The sequence below is a fragment of the Modicisalibacter tunisiensis genome (assembly GCF_020148005.1).
In the GTDB taxonomy this organism is placed as follows: Bacteria; Pseudomonadota; Gammaproteobacteria; order Pseudomonadales; family Halomonadaceae; genus Modicisalibacter; species Modicisalibacter tunisiensis.
This window is the reverse complement of sequence record NZ_JAGXFD010000001.1, coordinates 407351-425348: the sequence shown is the minus strand read 5'-3', so window position 1 is coordinate 425348 and position 17998 is coordinate 407351. Positions and strand designations below refer to the sequence as shown.

Annotated in this window: 15 protein-coding genes; 12 read left to right on the top strand and 3 right to left on the bottom strand. The window is 69.6% G+C overall.

All coding sequences use genetic code 11. The annotated features are described in order from the left end of the window. The first annotated feature begins 141 nt into the window (after positions 1–141). The 6 genes from KGQ91_RS01920 to KGQ91_RS01895 all read left to right on the top strand — a co-directional run bounded on the left by KGQ91_RS01920 (position 142) and on the right by KGQ91_RS01895 (position 8853). Positions 142–765 carry a YbhB/YbcL family Raf kinase inhibitor-like protein gene (locus KGQ91_RS01920; RefSeq protein WP_224420142.1) on the top strand — a complete coding sequence of 208 codons (624 nt, stop codon included), beginning with the start codon at positions 142–144 and terminating at the stop codon, positions 763–765. A 297-nt stretch (positions 766–1062) separates the two neighbouring features. Beyond that, positions 1063–2712, top strand: coding sequence for a VRR-NUC domain-containing protein (locus tag KGQ91_RS01915; RefSeq protein WP_224420141.1), 1650 nt, complete (start codon positions 1063–1065; stop codon positions 2710–2712). Beyond that, complete coding sequence (locus KGQ91_RS01910) at positions 2709–5003, top strand: ATP-dependent DNA helicase (RefSeq protein ID WP_224420140.1); 2295 nt, start codon at positions 2709–2711, stop codon at positions 5001–5003. Before KGQ91_RS01915 ends, KGQ91_RS01910 begins: the two co-directional genes overlap by 4 nt. Before the next feature lie 242 nt (positions 5004–5245). Beyond that, positions 5246–6190 (top strand): cobyrinic acid a,c-diamide synthase, encoded by a 945-nt coding sequence (locus tag KGQ91_RS01905; RefSeq protein ID WP_224420139.1) that lies wholly within the window; start codon positions 5246–5248, stop codon positions 6188–6190. Between the two features lie 43 nt (positions 6191–6233). After that, a complete protein-coding gene (locus tag KGQ91_RS01900; protein ID WP_224420138.1) occupies positions 6234–7397 on the top strand; it encodes a toxic anion resistance protein in 1164 nt (387 codons plus the stop codon). Between the two features lie 187 nt (positions 7398–7584). Beyond that, positions 7585–8853, top strand: coding sequence for a malic enzyme-like NAD(P)-binding protein (locus KGQ91_RS01895; RefSeq protein ID WP_224420137.1), 1269 nt, complete (start codon positions 7585–7587; stop codon positions 8851–8853). A 71-nt stretch (positions 8854–8924) separates the two neighbouring features. Here the strand turns inward: KGQ91_RS01895 and KGQ91_RS01890 are convergent, their stop codons facing one another. The 3 genes from KGQ91_RS01890 to KGQ91_RS01880 form a co-directional block, all read right to left on the bottom strand. After that, positions 8925–9695: a DUF481 domain-containing protein gene (locus KGQ91_RS01890; protein WP_224420136.1), complete on the bottom strand. Its 771-nt coding sequence runs from the start codon at positions 9693–9695 to the stop codon at positions 8925–8927. A gap of 96 nt (positions 9696–9791) precedes the next feature. Next, positions 9792–12323 (bottom strand): penicillin-binding protein 1A, encoded by a 2532-nt coding sequence (locus tag KGQ91_RS01885; RefSeq protein WP_224420135.1) that lies wholly within the window; start codon positions 12321–12323, stop codon positions 9792–9794. Continuing rightward, positions 12320–12610, bottom strand: a complete 291-nt coding sequence (locus KGQ91_RS01880) for a hypothetical protein (RefSeq protein WP_224421430.1) — start codon at positions 12608–12610, stop codon at positions 12320–12322. The genes KGQ91_RS01885 and KGQ91_RS01880 overlap by 4 nt, the downstream gene beginning before the upstream one ends. Between KGQ91_RS01880 and pilM the strand changes: the two genes are divergently transcribed. From pilM to aroK, 6 genes are read left to right on the top strand one after another with little or no spacing between them, the layout of a single operon-like run. Further along, on the top strand, positions 12513–13613 hold the full coding sequence (gene pilM / locus KGQ91_RS01875; RefSeq protein ID WP_224420134.1) for a type IV pilus assembly protein PilM: 1101 nt from the start codon (positions 12513–12515) through the stop codon (positions 13611–13613). The two genes, KGQ91_RS01880 and pilM, sit on opposite strands and share 98 nt — an antisense overlap. Further along, the gene (locus KGQ91_RS01870) at positions 13610–14194 is read left to right on the top strand and encodes a PilN domain-containing protein (protein ID WP_224420133.1); all 585 of its coding nucleotides are present in this window, start codon (positions 13610–13612) and stop codon (positions 14192–14194) included. The genes pilM and KGQ91_RS01870 overlap by 4 nt, the downstream gene beginning before the upstream one ends. Next, positions 14191–14838, top strand: coding sequence for a type IV pilus inner membrane component PilO (locus tag KGQ91_RS01865; protein ID WP_224420132.1), 648 nt, complete (start codon positions 14191–14193; stop codon positions 14836–14838). Before KGQ91_RS01870 ends, KGQ91_RS01865 begins: the two co-directional genes overlap by 4 nt. Then, entirely contained in the window at positions 14835–15425 is a 591-nt protein-coding gene (locus tag KGQ91_RS01860) for a pilus assembly protein PilP (RefSeq protein WP_224420131.1), read from the top strand. The genes KGQ91_RS01865 and KGQ91_RS01860 overlap by 4 nt, the downstream gene beginning before the upstream one ends. Next, on the top strand, positions 15422–17455 hold the full coding sequence (locus KGQ91_RS01855) for a type IV pilus secretin PilQ (RefSeq protein WP_224416505.1): 2034 nt from the start codon (positions 15422–15424) through the stop codon (positions 17453–17455). Before KGQ91_RS01860 ends, KGQ91_RS01855 begins: the two co-directional genes overlap by 4 nt. Continuing rightward, the gene (aroK, locus tag KGQ91_RS01850) at positions 17455–17997 is read left to right on the top strand and encodes a shikimate kinase AroK (protein WP_163649734.1); all 543 of its coding nucleotides are present in this window, start codon (positions 17455–17457) and stop codon (positions 17995–17997) included. Before KGQ91_RS01855 ends, aroK begins: the two co-directional genes overlap by 1 nt. Position 17998: the final 1 nt, after the last annotated feature.

Here is a 17998-nt window from a genome sequence, read left to right as displayed (position 1 = left end):
TGTCGCGTATCGCCGCATCGGAAGGACAGGCCTTCAGCCTAGCAGTGTTCCACCGCCGGTCGTCTGGTCGAGCCCCGGTCGTCTGGGCTAGGCTGATATGCGTTTATTCCTGCAACTCTTCCTGCAACCACGGAGGTGGTGATGAAGCTGACCGTTCAGGGCATCGAGGATCAGCAGCCGATTCCCGAGACATTCGCCTTCGGCGTGCCGGGCGACGGCGAGCCGATGACGCTCGGTCCCAACCGCAACCCGGCCCTGCACTGGACCGAGATTCCTCAGGGCACGAAGAGCTTCGCGGTGATCGTCTGCGATCCCGACGTGCCCGGCGACGCCTCGGACGCCAACCAGCAGGGCAAGACCCTCGCGGCCGACCTGCCGCGGGTGGACTTCTACCACTGGGTGCTGGTCAATGTGCCGGCGACGACGCACGCCATCGAGGAGGGCGCCGCCGCCGACGGCGTGACCCCCAAGGGCAAGCAGCCCGGCCGGAGCGCGCTCGGGCTGGAAGGCATCAACACCTTCACCGATTTCCTCGCCGGCGACCCGGACATGGGCGGCACCTACGGCGGCTACGACGGTCCCTGCCCGCCGTGGAACGATGCCCTCGTTCACCGCTATCACTTCACCGTCTATGCACTGGACGTCGAGTCGCTGGACATGAAGGGCGAATTCACCGGCGACGAGGCGCTGGGCGCGATGCAGGGCCATATCCTGGGTCAGGCCACCGTCACCGGTACCTATACCCTGAATCCCGAGCTGCGCTGAACACTTCCCGGGAGGGCAATCGCAGTTGGGGATGGCGAGGGGCTCCGGGGACAGGTCGCAGAGGGGGTCCGACGCCATGGCCGGAAAGTGCTCCTTTCCATTCCGGCATTTCCGCCATCCATGGCGGTCAGATGGCGTCGGTAGCGCCCAGGGAAGGGTTTACAGCGCCCCCTCGTAGACCTGTCGACGGCTCAGCCCTGAGCGACAAAGCCGACTGCGGTGTACTTCCCGGGCCGACGATTGCCGCCGGCCCGTGGGCGACGTACCATGGATGCCCATCCAGTTTCCGGGGGCGCCATGGTCCGTCCGACCCTCGACGACCCGCTTTACTACCTGCACAACTTCCGCTTCGTGCTGGACTGGCTCGAACAGCGCTACGCCGACCTGTTCGACGCCGCCGAGCGCGACTTCCTGAGCCGTTTCCCGCGCTTGCCGGTGCCCGCCCAGGCGCTGCTGGTGCGCATGGTGATGCGCAAGGGACGGCACTTCCGCGCCGTCACCCTCGACTACGCCGAGATCGGCCCGGCGGCGACGGCCGTCGCGCCGCTGCTGGCCCGGGGCTGGGTGAGCGCCGAGGCGGCCCTCTCGCTGGAGGAGCTGTTCGCGCTGCTGCCCCGCGCGGAACTGGCGCGGCTGTTCGCCGAACCGCTGGCCGCGGCCGGGTTGCGCCGCGCGCGCAAGGCACAGTGGCTTGCGGCGCTGAGCGAGGGCTTCGCCGAGCCGCGCCCGCCGCGTGACTGGGGACTGGATGCCGGGGCGATCTACACACTGGAGCTCGATGCCCTGTGCGAGCGGCTGCGCCTGATGTTCTTCGGCAACCTGCGCCAGGACTGGTCGACCTTCGTGCTCGCCGAGCTGGGCCGGGCGCGGTACGAGACGGTGGCCTTCCCGCCGGAAGCACGGGCCTTCGCCGGCCGGGCCGACGTCGACACCTACCTGCAGCTGCAGCGCTGTCGCGAGCGGCTCGAGGCCGGCGAGGCGGTGGCGACGCTGCGCGCCGAGGTGCCGCCGAGACAGGCCCGGCCCTGGCTCGAGGCGCGCCGGGCCAAGCTGCTCTATCGGCTGGGGCGCGATGCCGAGCGCGGCGGCGAGCTGGCCGAGGCCGAGGCACTGTATGCCGAGTCCACGCATCCCGAGGCACGCTGCCGGCGGCTGCGGGTGCTCGAGCGCAGCGCGTGGCATGAACGGGCGCTGGCGCTGGCCGAGGCAATTGCCGCCGACCCCCGCGGCGACATCGAGCGCCGCCAGGCCCGGCGCATCCAGACGCGCCTGCACCGGCGGCTGGGGCGGGCGCCGCTGCCCGCGGCGGCGGCCCCGGCAGTCGCGACCCACACGCTGGAACTGGCGCCGGGGCCCGGGCGGGTCGAATGGACGGTGCGCGAGCATCTCGCCGCCCCGGAGGCACCGGTGCACTACGTCGAGAACGGCCTGATCCCCGGCCTTTTCGGGCTGCTGTGCTGGGAGGCGATCTTCGCGCCGCTGCCCGGGGCCTTCTTTCACCCCTTCCAGCGGGGGCCAGCCGACCTCGCCCAGGGTGACTTCCGGGCGCGGCGGGCGGCGCTGTTCGAGGCCTGCCTGGCCCGGCTCGACGACGGCACCTATCGGGACGCCATTCGGCGGCACCATCGCGACAAGGCCGGGCTGCAGTCGCCCTTCGTCGACTGGGCGCTGCTCGACGGCACGCTGCTCGAGCGGGCGCTGGCCTGCCTGCCGGCTGCGCACCTGCGGCTGTGCTTCGAGCGGCTGCTCCAGGACCCGGTGGCCCATCGCGCCGGCCTGCCGGACCTGATCCAGTTCTGGCCCGACGAGCGGCGCTACCGGATGCTCGAGGTGAAGGGGCCGGGCGACCGCCTGCAGGACAATCAGCGCCACTGGCTCGAGTTCTTCGCCCGTCACGATCTGCCGGCGGCGGTGTGCCATGTGCGCTGGCGGGACATGGCGTCATGACCCTGACCGTCGCGGTGCGTACCCTGTGCGCCTTCACCGCGCGCCGCGGCGATCTGGACCGGCGCTTCACCCCGGCGCCCTCGGCCCAGGAAGGCATGGCCGGGCACGCCCTGGTGACCGGGCGGCGCGGCGCCGACTACCAGCGCGAACTGCCGCTGGAGGGCCGTCACGGCGAGCTGGTCGTGCGCGGCCGGGCCGACGGCTTCGACCCCGCGCGCCGGCGCCTCGAGGAGATCAAGACCCACCGCGGCGACCTGGCGCTGATGCCCGACAACCAGCGCGCGCTCCACTGGGCGCAGGTCAAGCTCTACGGGGCGCTGCTGTGCCGCGAGCGCGGCCATGCCGAGCTGACGCTGGCGCTGGTCTATCTCGACATCGCCACCCAGCGCGAGACGGCGCTCGAGGCCACGTTCGAGGCCGCCGAACTGGAGGCCTTCCTCGTCGAGCACTGCGCGCGCTTCCTGGCCTGGGCACGGCAGGAGGCGGCACATCGCGTCGCGCGCGATGCGGCCCTCGAGGCGCTGGGTTTTCCCCACGCCGCCTTTCGTCCCGGCCAGCGCGAGCTGGCGGAGGCCACCTACAAGGCGGCGGCCACCGGGCGGGCTCTGCTGCTGGAGGCACCGACCGGCATCGGCAAGACGCTGGGCACGCTGTTTCCCGCGCTCAAGGCGCTGCCGCGCCGCCGGCTCGACCGGGTGTTCTTCCTGACCGCCAAGACGCCGGGACGGCGGCTGGCGCTGGACGCCCTGGCCACCCTCGCGGGGGACGGAGCGGAGGTGTCGGCCATGCCGCTGCGCGTGCTCGAGCTGGTGGCCCGCGACAAGGCCTGCGAGCATCCCGACAAGGCCTGCCACGGCGAGGCCTGCCCGCTGGCCCGCGGCTTCTACGATCGGCTGCCCGCGGCGCGCGAGGCGGCGGTACGCCATGCACGGCTCGATCGCGAGCGCGTGCGCGAGATCGCCCTGGCGCATGACGTCTGCCCCTACTACCTGGCCCAGGAGCTGGCGCGCTGGTGCGACGTGGTGGTCGGCGACTACAACTACTACTTCGATGCCCATGCCATGCTGCACGCCCTGGCCCGCGAGCAGGAATGGCGCGTCGCGGTGCTGGTCGACGAGGCCCACAACCTGGTCGAGCGCGGGCGCGGCATGTACACCGCCGAGCTCGACCGGGCCGAGCTGCTGGCCCTGAAGCGGCACGTGCCGGGCGCGCTGCGCCGCCCGCTGGAGGCGCTCGATCGGCAGTGGCGGGCGCTGCACGCGGATGACGAGGCGGACGCGGCCTACCGGGTGCTCGACGGTCCGCCGACGCAATGGCTGGGCGCCCTGCAGCGCCTCGTGCAGGCGATCGCCGATCATCTGGCCGAGGCAGCGGCGGCCGGCACGCCGATGGCCGACCCGGCGCTGCTGGCCTTCATGCTCGACGCCCTGCAGCTGGTGCGCCTGACCGAGCGCTTCGGGGCGCATTCGTTGTTCGACTGTCACGAGCGCCCGGGACGGCGCGGCACGCGACTGTCGCGGCTGTGCTGTCGCAATGTGCTGCCGGCGGCGTTTCTCGCCGAGCGCTTCGCCGCCGCTCACGCCGCGGTGCTGTTCTCGGCGACGCTCGGACCGGGCGCCTATTATCGGGACCTGCTCGGCCTGCCCGCCGACACGCCCTGGCAGGCCGTGCTGTCGCCCTTCTCGGCGGCCCAGCTGACGGTGCGGCGCAGCGCGCACATCTCGACCCGCTATGCCGACCGCCCGGCGTCGCTGACGCCCATCGCCACGCTGATGGCCGAGCAGTACCGCGCCCGGCCGGGCAACTACCTGGCGTTCTTCAGCAGCCATGCCTATCTCGAGCAGGTGGCCGGGCGCTTCCGCGAGCACCATCCTGAGGTGCCGGTCTGGTGCCAGCAGCGGCGCATGGACGAGGCGGCGCGCCAGGCGTTTCTCGACCGCTTCGTCGCGGACGGGCGGGGCATCGGCTTCGCCGTGCTCGGCGGGGCCTTCGCCGAGGGCGTGGACCTGCCCGGCGAGCGGTTGATCGGGGCCTTCGTCGTCACCCTGGGTCTGCCGCAGGTCAACCCGGTCACCGAGCAGCTGCGCGAGCGGCTGGCCGCGCTGTTCGGCCGCGGCTACGACTACGCCTACCTGTATCCCGGCGTGCAGAAGGTGGTCCAGGCGGCCGGCCGGGTGATCCGCACCCCGGCGGATCGCGGCGTGGTGCACCTGATCGATGACCGCTTTTGCCGCCGCGAGGTGGAGCGGCTGCTGCCGGCCTGGTGGCGGCTCGATCCCGGTGGCGGGTGAGTCGATACCGGGAACAGGGTGGAGAGGGCAACGCCACGGCCGACAACATCCCCGGTGGCGGGGGCATCGCGACCGAAGTCGCTCCCGCGGCCAGGCGCCGGATGAACAGCCTGCCGAAAGACCACCGCCCGGCGAGTCAGCCGATTGCGGTAGGCTCACGGGCGACGCCGGGCGGCTTTATTGCGACCTGACGCTTCCTCTACAATCAGGATTCCTTCCCCTTTTCGGCGGGCCCGCGGCGTATGCTGGCATTTCTTCAAGGTCTGGCCTACGGGCTGTTCGTAACCTGTCTGCCCTGGTTTCTGATCGGCATGGTCGAGCCGCGCCTGGCGCTGGCGGAGCCCCATCCCAATCGCCTGCAGGTGATCCTGCGCTACTGGCTGCTGGTGCCGTTCATCGCTTTCCTGATCTGGCTGACCTCGCTGTGGGGCGGCTTCGGCCCGTCGCTGCTCGGCTGGCTGGCCGGGCTGGGGGCGATCGCCGTCGAGCTGCCGCTGGAGCGCCGCTGGCGTGGCTGGCTGGCGCGTCGCCGGGAGCGCCGCCGCGCCGCGCGGGAGGCGGCCGAGGCGGCGAATCGGCGCGCCGAGCAGGCCCGCCAGGCCCACGAGAAGGGCGTGCTGACCCTCGACCCCGACCACCCGCCTCAGGACGCCGACGACCTGGTGCTGGCCCTGGCCGACGCCAAGCGCCAGCTGCAGACCGCCGGCCGCGACGACTTCGCCGTCCAGGCCGACCGGCTCTACAGCCGCTACCGGCACGTGCTGGATGTGCTGGGCGAGCGCTTCGCCGTCGAGGAGCTGACCTTCCAGCGCGCCCGTTCGCTGATCCGCGAGGTGTCGCTCGGTGCGGTGGACAACCTCACCGCCATGGCCTCCCAGGCGCGGGGCGTGTCCGAGGTCGACGGCGAGTTCGTGCGCCGGCGCCTGAGCGAGGAGAGCGTGCACCTGTCGGTGGCCGAGCGGCTGGCGCTCAAGCGCCGCCTGGAGCTGCTCGAGCAGACCGAGCGCCACCTGCGCGAGCTGGCCGCCCGCAACGAGTCGGCGCTGACCGCGCTCGACGATGCCGCCGTGGCGCTGGCGCGCGTGGAGACGCAGCGCCCGCAGGCCTCGGTGGCCGCCGACCGGGCACTGAACGAGCTGCGCCGCTTCGCCGCCGGGGCGGCGCGTTACGGGCGCGGCGCACAATGACGCCGCGCCTCCGGCCCCTGTTCCCTCGCCAAGGAGTTTCGCCATGACCGATGCGCGTCAGCCCGATGACCGTCCGCTGGCCCTGCCCGCGATCGAGACGCTGGAAAGCCGCTTCGCGCCCGACGAGTCGTCGGCGGCCGACGAGCGGCTCGCCGCCGAGGCCGAGGCCTTCGTCGAGGCCTTGATGACCCCGGAGGGCGGCGCGGCGGGCCAGCGCGAGGCGATCGACGCCCTGGGGCTCGAGCTGCAGCGCCAGGCGGCGCACCAGAGCGAGATGCTCAAGACGCCGCTGCGCCGGCTCGCCCATCAGGGCGACGAGGGCGGCCCGGTGGCCGCCTCGCTGCTTGAGCTGCGCGAGCGCATGACGGCGCTGGACCCGCAGCATCACTCGCTCGGCGGCGGGCGCTGGGACAAGCTGATGGCGCGGCTGCCGGGGGTGGGCAGCCGGCTGACCCGCTACTTCCAGAAGTTCGAGAACGCCCAGCAGGCGCTCGACGCCATCATCCACGACCTGGAGGGCGGGCGCGACATGCTGCGGCGCGACAACCTGACCCTCTCCGACGACCAGACGGCGCTGCGCGAGACCCTCGGGCAGCTCGACCAACAGGTCGCGCTGGGGCGGCTGATCGACGAACGCCTCGAGCGGCGAAGCCTGGCGCTGGACGAGGCCGACCCGCAGCGGGCCTTCATCGAGGAGGAGCTGCTGTTTCCGCTGCGCCAGCGGCTGGTCGACCTGCAGCAGCAGCGCGCGGTGAGCCAGCAGGGGGTGCTGGCGCTGGAGGTGGTGATCCGCAACAACCGCGAGCTGATGCGCGGCGTCGACCGGGCCATCAATGTCACCGTCGCCGCCCTCAACGTGGCGGTCACCGTGGCGCTGGCGCTGGCCAACCAGCGCCTGGTGCTGGACCGCGTCGAGGCGCTCAACAGCGCCACCTCGTCGATGATAGCCGGCACCGCCCGGGCGCTGCGCAGCCAGGGCGTGGAGATCCAGACCCGCGCCTCGTCGGCGATGCTCGACCAGCAGGCGCTGACGGAGGCCTTCAGCGACGTGATGGCGGCGCTCGACGATGTCGCCCGCTACCGGCGCGAGGCGCTGCCGCGGCTCGATACGCAGATCGATCGGCTCGAGGCCCTGGCGCAGCAGGGGGATGCGGCCATCGCCCGCCACGAGCAGGGCAATCGGCAGTCGCCCGATGCGACGATATAGGCTCGCCGGCCTTGAATAAGCTTCACGTTATGCCTGGCGAGTCAGGCATAACGCTTTTCGAATAACTGGAAACTATTTCAAACTATCGCTTAAATGCCTTTCATAACAGCAAGTTGCGTCGAGTTGTTCGATTAGACTTTTTTCTATATTCTGGCCGGCGCATCCCATGACCGACCGGATACCGAGCATGACCGACGCCAAGAAGCAAGCGGCGCTTGACTATCACGCCCAACCGATCCCCGGAAAGCTGTCCGTCGAGATCACCAAGCCGACCGACTCCGCCAAGCACCTCGCCATGGCCTACAGCCCGGGCGTGGCGGAGCCGTGCCGCGAAATCGCCAGGGACCCCGAGAACGCCTACCGCTACACCGGCAAGGGCAACCTGGTGGCGGTCATCTCCGACGGCAGCGCGATTCTCGGCCTGGGCAATCTGGGGCCGCTGGCCAGCAAGCCGGTCATGGAGGGCAAGGGGGTGCTGTTCAAGCGCTTCGCCGGCATCAACTCGGTGGACATCGAGGTCGACGCCGAGAGCCCGCAGGCGTTCATCGACACCGTGACGCGCATCGCCGACACCTGGGGCGGCATCAACCTCGAGGACATCAAGGCGCCGGAATGCTTCGAGATCGAGCGCGCGCTGATCGAGCAGTGCAACATCCCGGTGTTCCACGACGACCAGCACGGCACCGCCATCGTCACCGCGGCGGGCATGCTCAATGCGCTGGACATCGCCGGCAAGTCGCTGGAGGAGGCGCGGATCGTCTGTCTGGGCGCCGGCTCGGCGGCCATCGCCTGCATGAAGCTGCTGGTCTCCTGCGGGGCGAAGGCCGAGAACATCTTCATGCTCGATCGCAAGGGCGTGATCCACAGCGGCCGCGACGATCTCAACCAGTACAAGGCGATGTTCGCCACCGAGACCGACAAGCGCACCCTGGACGAGGCGATCGACGGCGCCGACGTGTTCGTCGGCCTGTCGGGCCCCAACCTGCTCTCGCCCGAGCAGCTGCGCCGGATGGCCGCCAATCCGGTGGTCTTCGCCTGCTCCAACCCCGATCCGGAGATTCATCCGGACGTCGCCCACGAGACCCGCGACGACGTGATCATGGCCACCGGGCGTTCCGACTATCCCAACCAGGTCAACAACGTGCTGGGCTTCCCGTTCATCTTCCGCGGGGCGCTGGATGTACGCGCGACCTGCATCAACGAGGCGATGAAGATCGCCGCGGTGACCGCCATCAAGGACCTGGCGCGCGAGCCGGTGCCGCAGGCGGTGCTCGACGCCTACGAGGTGGAGTCGCTGTCGTTCGGACGCGGCTACATCATCCCCACGCCGCTGGATGCGCGGCTGCTCGACCGGGTCTCCTCGGCGGTCGCCCAGGCGGCGGTGGACACCGGCGTGGCACGGCGCTCCTACCCGGCGCACTACCCGCTGGAGAGCGTGGCCGACGTCTACGGCTGATCCGTCGCGGCCTTCATGCGCCGCCCGCCAGCCTCCTCCGACAGCCGGCCCCGTGCCGGCTGTCGGCGTTTCTACCAGCGGTAGAGCAGCGAGGCCGCGGTGGTCAGGTCGGTGTCGGAGGCGCTGGCCTCGGGCGGGTTGGAGTTGTTCTTGATCTCGTGGGAAAGGCGCAGCGCCAGGTGGGCATTGAGCTGGGCGGTGATCGCCGAGAACACCCGGGTGGTGACGTTGGCGTCGGTGCCCTCGACGGAGAACTCCTGCTGGAAGTTCGAGCCTTCGCTGAACTGCCACTGGTAGTCCAGGGCCCCGTAGCCCACGGCCAGGTCCTTGTCGGTGCCGTTTGCCAGTTCGTCATGGCGGTAGCCGGGACCGGCCTCGAGCGACAGCTTGTGGGTCGGGCCCGCGAGCAGCTGCCGGCCGTAGCCGATGATGGTGGTGAACTGGTAGTCGTAGCCGCTGAAGCGGTCCTTTTCCCAGCGGGTGAAGCCGAAGAGGTAGTGCGGCCCGTCGAGATCGTAGCGTTCACGACCGGCCGCCAGATACTGTTCGGCGCTGGCATTGCCGTTCTCCTTCACCTGGCGGGTCTCGCCGCGCAGGGTGTGGGTCAGGGTGCCGGTGATCCAGGTCAGCCGCCCCTTGGCGATCAGCGTCTCGCTGTCGGTGTTGCCGGAGAGGTTGGTGTAGCCCAGCTCGGCCTGACCGCTGAAATCGGGCGTATCGTCGCCGGGCCGGGGCGGTGCGTAGAACAGCGATTCCTTGGCCAGTGCCGGCGGTATCGCCACCAGTAGTGCCAGCCCCACGCCCGGGAGCGCTGTGCGCCACAAGCGGGTTCGCCACGACATGTCGGGGCTCCTGTAGTTGCGACTGTGCCGCGGCGGCGTGTGGCACGCCGTCGCGGTGGAGAGGGGCAGGGCCCGGGCGGGCCCGCGACCCGCGTGTCAGAAGATGGCTTCGTAGGTACCGGTACCCTGGGCGCCGCTGCTGTCTTCCAGCTGCTGGTCGATGCGACGCGGTGCAAAGTCGGGCAGGTTGTCCTTGCGGAAGATTTCCTCGATGCCGCCGGGCTGGTCGTCATGCAGGCGCTGGCCAGTCTGCGGGTCGATGCGCGCGGTGACGATGTCGTCGGGGCGCTCCGGCACGGTTTCCGGGGTGCCCTTGAGCGCCGGGCGCATGAACGCCTTCCAGATCGGCAGGGCGGCCTGGGAGCCGTATTCGCCGGTGCTCGAGTTGTCGTCCTTGCCGACCCACACGGTCGCCACCACCTGCATGTTGAAGCCCGAGAACCAGGCATCGCGCTGGTCGTTGGTGGTGCCGGTCTTGCCGACGATGTCGCTGCGGTTCAGGTCCAGGGCGCCGCGGCCGGTGCCCTTCTCGATCACGTCGCGCATGATGTCGCGCAGGATGTACAGGGCATCGGGATCGACCACCCGCGGCGCCACCGGGTAGCTCCTGCCGTCGATCTGCGTCTGGCTGGCGCCGTCGGCGCAGTCGCGACAGGCGACCTGCGGGGTGGTCTCGAGGAGCGGCTGGTCGGCGTCGGTCTTGTCGACGCGCTGGATGTACCAGGGCGAGACCTGGAAGCCGCCGTTGGCGAGAATCGCGTAGGCGTTGGCCACCTCCAGCGGGGTCAGCGAGGCGCTGCCCAGCGCCAGCGACAGCCCCTGGGGCAGGCGCGCCTTGTCGAAACCGAAGTTCTCGAGGAAGGTCAGGGCCTTCTCCAGGCCCAGCGACTGCAGGATGCGGATGGTCACCAGGTTGCGCGACTGGTACAGGCCGACGCGCAGCCGGGTCGGGCCGAGGAACTCGCCCTCGGCGTTCTCGGGCCGCCAGTCGTCGCCGCTGAACTGCTGCATGACCACCGGGGCGTCGTTGATGATGGTGGCGGCGGTCATGCCGCCCTCCTGAAGGGCGGCCAGGTAGACGAAGGGCTTGAAGTTGGAGCCCACCTGGCGCTGGGCCTGGGTCGCGCGGTTGAACTTGCTGGCGTTGAAGCTGAAGCCGCCCTGCAGGGCGCGGATGGCCCCGGTCTGCGGATCGAGCACCACGATCGCCGCCTCGGCGCCGGGCTGCTGGGCCAGCCGCCAGTCGCCGTCGTCGGTCTGCATGATGCGCACCAGGGCGCCGCGCCTGGCGATTTCGCCGGCGTTGGCGGGCACGTCGCCGCGCCACTTGGGACTGTGGTACTCGCGCGCCCACTTCAGGCCGTCCCAGCCGAGGGTCCTGACCGTGCCGTCGCGGGTCAGCACGCGCATCTCATGGTCCTCGCTGGCCACCACGATGGCCGGCTTCAGCGGGCCGTAGGCGGGCGTGCGCTCGAGCACCTTCAGCCAGTTGCTGACGTCGCCGTCCACGCCCTCGACCCTGGCCTGGCTGCTCTGGGCCGCCTGGCGGGCGGTCTTCCTGACCTCGGGGGAAGCCGCGAGCTCCTCCTCGAGCCCGCTCTTCTGGGTCTGGTCCTGGGCCTCGACCAGGCTGGGCGGGATGTCGGTCTGCTCGGCCCCCCGCCAGCCGTGGCGGCGGTCATACGCGATCAGCCCCTCGATCAGCGCCTGGCGGGCGTCCTGCTGCAGCGGACCGTCGAGGGTGGTGGTGACCGTGTAGCCGCCGGAGTAGGCGTCCTCCTTGCCGAAGTGATTGACCGCGAACTGGCGCGCCATCTCGGCGACATAGGGCGCCTGGACATCCACCTGGGTGTCATGCTGGCGCGCGCTGATCGGCTCCTTCACGGCCTGCTGGTAGGCGGACTGGTCGATGTAGCCCAGCTCGCGCATGCGATAGAGGATCCAGTTGCGGCGGATCAGCGAGCGTTCGGGGTTGGTCAGCGGGTTGAGCGCGGAGGGCGCCTTGGGCAGCCCGGCGATCATCGCCTTCTCGGCCAGGGTGAGCGCGTCGAGCGGCTTGTCGTAGTAGGTCTTGGCGGCGGCGCCGATGCCGTAGGCACCGTTGCCCAGGTAGATCTTGTTGACGTAGAGCTCGAAGATCTGGTCCTTCGAGAGGATCTGTTCCATCTGCAGCGACAGCAGGATCTCGCGGATCTTGCGGGTGAAGGTGCGGTCGAGCGTCAGCAGGTAGTTGCGCGCCACCTGCATGGTGATGGTGCTGCCGCCGGACTGGATGGTGCCGCCGTGGGTGACCAGCTCCAGGGCGGCGCGGACGAGTCCCTTGGGATCGACACCGGGGTGCTCGAAGAAGCTGGCATCCTCGGCGGCCAGGAAGGCCTCGACCATGTCCTGGGGGATGGCGCTGTAGTCGACCGGGCGACGGCGCTGCTCGCCGAATTCGCCGATCAGCTGGTGGTCCCGGGTGACGACGCGCAGCGGCGTCTGAAGCTCGTAGCCCTGCAGCTGGTGCACGTCGGGCAGGCCGGGCGCGAAGTAGAGCGCCGCGCCGATCACGGCGAGGAGACTGGCGGCGCCGAGTGACACGAAGAACCACAGGGTCGAGGTCAGCAGGCGTTTGAGAAGCTTCATGAAAGGGCGATATCCATGGTGTACGGGTGGCGGTCGGCCGCGATGCGCGCGTTCAATCCCTTGAGCAGCGCATTATAGGAATCCGGTGAACGACCGGCCAGCGTTGAAGGGCGACCCCGCGAGCCGTGTGTAAATGGCCTGTATATCAGGTAGTCTCGTGGCCTCGGGCGAGACGCCTGATACTGCAGCATGACAACCATAATCACCGCATCGCGCAGAGGACCATCATTGTTCGGGTTGAGCCAGTCCGGCAAAGGGTTGATCGGTATCGACATCACGTCGGCCACGGTGAAGCTGCTCGAGCTGCGGCCGGGCCGTCAGCACTTTCGCGTCGACAGCTACGCCGTGCGCCCGCTCGCCGAAGGTGCGGTGGTCGAGCGCCGCATCCGCCGCATGGAGGATGTCGTCGCCGCACTCAGGCGCGCCGTCGATCATGCCCAGCCCCTCTCGCGCCGGGCCGCGGTGGCGGTACCCGCCAGTGCGGCCATCACCAAGACGCTGACCCTGCCGGCCTCGCTGAGCGACGACGAGATCGAGGCGCGCATTCAGCTGGAATCGGACAAGCACATCCCGTTTCCGTTCAATGAGGTGGCCTTCGATTTCCAGCGACTGGGGCTGAACGCGCGCTTCGGCGACCAGCAGGACGTGCTGCTGGTGGCCTGCCGTCAGCAGGATGTCGGCCAGCTGACCGAGGCGGTGATGCAGGCGGGGCTGGAGCCGGCGGCGGTGGATGTCGAGACCTTCGCCATGGAGCGGGCCTTCGGCGAGCTGCGCCACCAGCTGCCGGCGATGGAGGAGGAGCCGGCCGTGGCCCTGGTGGACATCGGCGCCAACATGAATGCCTTCCACGTGCTGCGTGGCGATCGCATCATCTTCAGCCGGGACACGGTGTTCGGCGGTCGCCAGCTGACCGAGGCGATTCGCGGCCGCTACGGGCTGAGCTTCGAGGAGGCGGGGCTGGCCAAGAAACGCGGCGGCCTGCCCGAGGATTATCACGACGAGGTGCTCGCCCCCTTCATCGAGACGCTGATCCAGCAGGTCGGCCGTTCGCTGCAGCTCTATTACACCGCGGGCCGGCATCCGGCCGTGAGCCGGCTGATCCTGGCCGGCGGCTCGAGCGTGATTCCCGGCCTGCGCGAGCGCCTGGCCGAGGACAGCGGCCTGACCATCGAGGTGGCCAATCCCTTCGCGCGGATGGCGATCCATTCGCGCGTCGACATTCACGCCCTGGCCAGCGATGCGCCGGCGATGCTCACCGCCTGCGGGCTGGCGATGAGGGGCGGGACATGAGCATCGAGATCAACCTGCTGGCGTGGCGCGAGGCGCGTCGCGAACGGCGCAACCGGCGCTTTCTGGCGATCCTCGGGCTGATCATGCTGCTCGCCGTTGCCGGTGCCTGGGGCGTGGCCACCCTCTACCAGCAGCGCCTCGACAGCCAGCAGCGGCGCAACGACTACATCCAGACGCAGGCGCACCGGCTCGATCAGGACATCTCGACGTTGAGCGACTTCCGCAAGACGCGCGAGCGGATGCTGACCCAGATCGACCTGATCCGCCAGCTGCAGTTCAGCCGCCCGCAGACGGTACGGGTCTTCAATCAGCTCGCCGGCACCCTGCAGGACGGGATCTACTACACCCGGCTCGAGCGCGAGGGCGACAGGCTGCGCCTGAATGGCAAGGCGCGTGCCAACCGGCAGGTGTCCGCGCAGATGCGTGCCCTCGAGGCGAGCCCGGTCTTCGGCGTGCCCACGCTCGCGGAGGTGCAGGCCGACGAGGACGGCTGGCGGGCGTTCAGCCTGAGCGTGGCCGAGCGTCTCGTGGACAAGCGTCCGGCGTCCCGGGGCGCGGGCAAGCAGGAGGCATCCCCATGAGGCTGGCGGCGGAATGGCGGCGGCTGCGCGAGGTGGACTGGCGCGAGCTGGACCTGCGCGAGGCGGGCAACTGGCCGGTATCGCTGCAGGTGTTGACCTGCCTGCTGGTGGGGCTGGTGCTGTTCTGGCTGGGCTATCATTTCGTGGCCGCGCCGCGGCTGGACCGCCTCGAGCAGGCCCGGCAGCAGGAGCATGCCCTGCTCGAGCAGTACGAGACCAAGGCCTATCAGGCGGCCAACCTGCCCGCCATGCGCCGCCAGATGCAGACCCTGGAAACACGCATGGACACGCTGCTGAAGATGCTGCCCACCGGCGCCGAGGTGCCGTCGCTGCTCGACGACATCAGCGACACGGCCCGGCAGCATCACCTGACCATCGACGTCATCCGTCTGCAGGCGCCGGTCGAGAAGGCCTACTACATCGAACAGCCGTTTTCCATCCAGGTGGAGGGCGACTACCATCGCATCGCCGTCTTCCTGTCCGGTGTCGCCGCCCTGCCGCGCATCGTCACGCTGCACGACTTCACCCTGACCCCGGTGGACGACCAGGGCACTCTCAAGCTCTCGATGCTGGCCAAGACCTACAACCACCGGGCGCAGACGTCGGCCGGCGATACGACCAGCACGGCGGAGGGCGGCTCATGACGATGTGGCGCCTCCTGTTGCCGGGTGTGCTGCTGGTCGTGCTGGCCGGCTGCGGCGATGCCCGACTCGACGCCCTGGACGCCAAGCTGGCCACGCTGCGCGACCGCCCCAGTGGCAAGCTGCCGGCATTGCCCGACACCCCGGCGTATCGTCCGGTGGCCTATGAGCAGGCGGATGCCCGCAGCCCGTTCCGTCCCGAACGGCCGGATACCCGCAGCGCCGCCTCCGGTAGCGGCGACCTGACGCCGGACCTGTCGCGGCCCAAGGAGGCGCTGGAGCGCTTTCCCCTGGATGCCCTGACCCTGGTCGGCACCCTGTCGATCGGCGACCGCCACGTCGCCCTGGTGCGCGACCCCGCCGGCGAGGTGCATTCGCTGGGCGTGGGCGCGCATCTGGGCACGGACTTCGGGCGCATCGTGGCGATCGACGCCGGCCGGGTGCGACTGGTGGAGCTGGTGTCCGACGGCGGGCAGGGCTGGGACGAGCGCTGGCAGACACTGTCGCTGGGCGGCGGCGACACGAACCACGACGACACGGCGTCGCCCCGGAGCGGGGCGGCGTCGCGAGGTGACGAGAGGATCCCATGAAGGCTTTGATTCGCGGACTGCTGAGCGCCGCTCTCGTGCTGCTGGCCCTGCCGGTCATGGCGGCGTCGACGCTCACCGACCTGTCGTTCGAGCAGCGCAGCGACGGCCAGCTCGACGTGCGGCTGCACTTCGACGACCAGGTGCCCGAGGTGCGCGGCTATCGGGTCGGCTCGCCGCCGCGTCTGGCCATCGATCTGATGGACACCGTCAGCCGGCTCGATCGGCGGCGCTTCGATCTGGGCATGGCAGGGGTCGATCATGTCGTCGCCCTGTCGGCGGGCGAGCGCACGCGGCTGGTCTTCAATCTCGATCAGCCGCTGCCCTACGCCACCCACGAACAGGGCAGGACGCTGGTGCTGACGCTGGGCAAGGACGCGGCGCGGCGAGCCGGGAGTGGTGCGTCCGGGGCGGACCGGCATGCGTCGGCCTCCGGGGCGCCGACGATCGACAATATCGACTTCCGGCGCGGCGAGGATGGGGCCGGCCGCCTGGTGGTGAGTTTCGACCGTGCCGGGGTGGCGACCGATGTCAGCGAGCAGAACGGCCGTATCATCGCGAAGCTGGGCCGTGTCGATCTGCCCGCCGAGTGGAACCAGGTGCTTGATGTCGGTGATTTCGGCACGCCGATGCAGCGCGTGGTGCCGGCCAGTGACGGCGACGGCACCCGACTGAGCATCGAGACGCGCGGGGACTACGCCATGCTGTCGACCCAGAGCGGCCGGCAGCTGACCATCGAGGCGCGGCCGGTCAACCAGGCGGCGCAGCGCGAGCAGCAGAAGCAGAAATTCCCCTACACCGGCAAGAAGATCACGCTCAACTTCCAGGACATCAAGGTGCGTGAGGTGCTGTCGATCATCGGCGAGTACACCGGGCTCAACGTGGTGGCCAGCGACAGCGTGCAGGGCAGTGTCACGCTCAACCTGCAGGACGTGCCCTGGGACCAGGCGCTGGATCTGGTGCTCAAGAGCCACGGCCTGGACAGCCGGCGCGTCGGCAACGTGCTGATGGTGGCGCCGGCCGACGAGCTGGCGGCCATGGAGCGTCAGGAGCTCGAGGCGCGCCAGCAGCAGCAGGAGCTGGCGCCGCTGACCACCGCCTACATTCCGGTGCGCTACGCCAAGGCCGCGCAGCTGGCCACGCTGCTGCGCGGCGACAACGGCCTGGGCCTGCTCTCCGAGCGGGGACGGATCAGCGTCGACGAGCGCACCAACACCCTGATCGTTCAGGAGACCGCCGAGCAGATCGAGCAGATCCGCGACACCATCAATCAGCTGGATATCCCGGTGCGCCAGGTGCAGATCGAGGCGCGCATCGTCATCGCCCGCGACAAGGCGGCCCGGGAGCTGGGGGTCAACTGGGGCGTGACCTCCAACAATCAGCCGTCCGGCACCGGCAACAATGTGGTCAACACCGCCTCGACCGGCACGGGGCGTGCCTATGGCGGCCTGGCCGTGGACCTGGGCAGCGCGGCCAATCCCGGTTCGTCGTTCAACTTCGGCTACCTGTCCGGCGACGTGCTGCTGGACCTGGAGCTGCGGGCCCTGGAGAGCGAGGGCAAGAGCCAGACCATCTCTCAGCCCAAGGTGATCACCGCCAACCAGCAGCCGGCGATGATCAAGCAGGGTCAGGAGATCCCCTATCAGGAAGCCACCTCGAGCGGGGCGACCAACGTCGAGTTCAAGGAGGCGGTGCTGTCGCTGGAGGTGACGCCGCAGATCACCCCCGATGATCGGATCATCATGGATCTGACCATCAACAACGACGATGTGGCCAACACCCAGTTCAACGGCGCACCGGCCATCGACACCAATCAGATCCAGACCCAGGTGCTGGTCAACAACGGCGAAACGGTGGTGCTGGGCGGCATTCTCACCACCGAACAGCTGCACAATCTCTACAAGACCCCCCTGCTCGGTGACCTGCCGGTGCTCGGCAAGCTGTTCCGCTATACCGAACAGAGCAATGAAAAGGTAGAATTGCTGATCTTCATCACCCCGAAGATCATCGAGGACAATCTGGCGATTCGCTGATGCAGGGTTTTCCCAATCTCTTTCTGGTCGGCCCCATGGGGGCCGGCAAAAGCACCATCGGCCGCCTTCTGGCGTCCGAGTTGCAGCGCGATTTCTACGACAGCGACCATGAAATACAGGCTCGCTGTGGCGCGGATATCCCCTGGATCTTCGATATCGAGGGCGAGGCCGGCTTTCGCGAACGCGAGGTGCAGATGATCGACGAGCTCACCGGGCTCGACGGCATTGTGCTGGCCACCGGTGGCGGCGCGGTCATGAACGAGGCCAACCGCCGGGCGCTGCGCGAGCGCGGCACCGTGATCTATCTGCAGACCAGCGTCGATCAGCAGCTCAAGCGCACCGCCAAGGACCGCAACCGGCCACTGCTGCGCAACAAGGACCCGCGGGCGGTGCTCGCCGAGCTGTTCGAGCGCCGCGATCCGCTGTATCGCGCCACCGCCGATCTGGTCATCCGCACCGACCGGCGCGGGCCGCGTTCGGTGGTCAATGAAATCCTCAAGCGCGTCGAGCGCCTCGTCGACCCGCTGCAGACCAAGGTGTGAC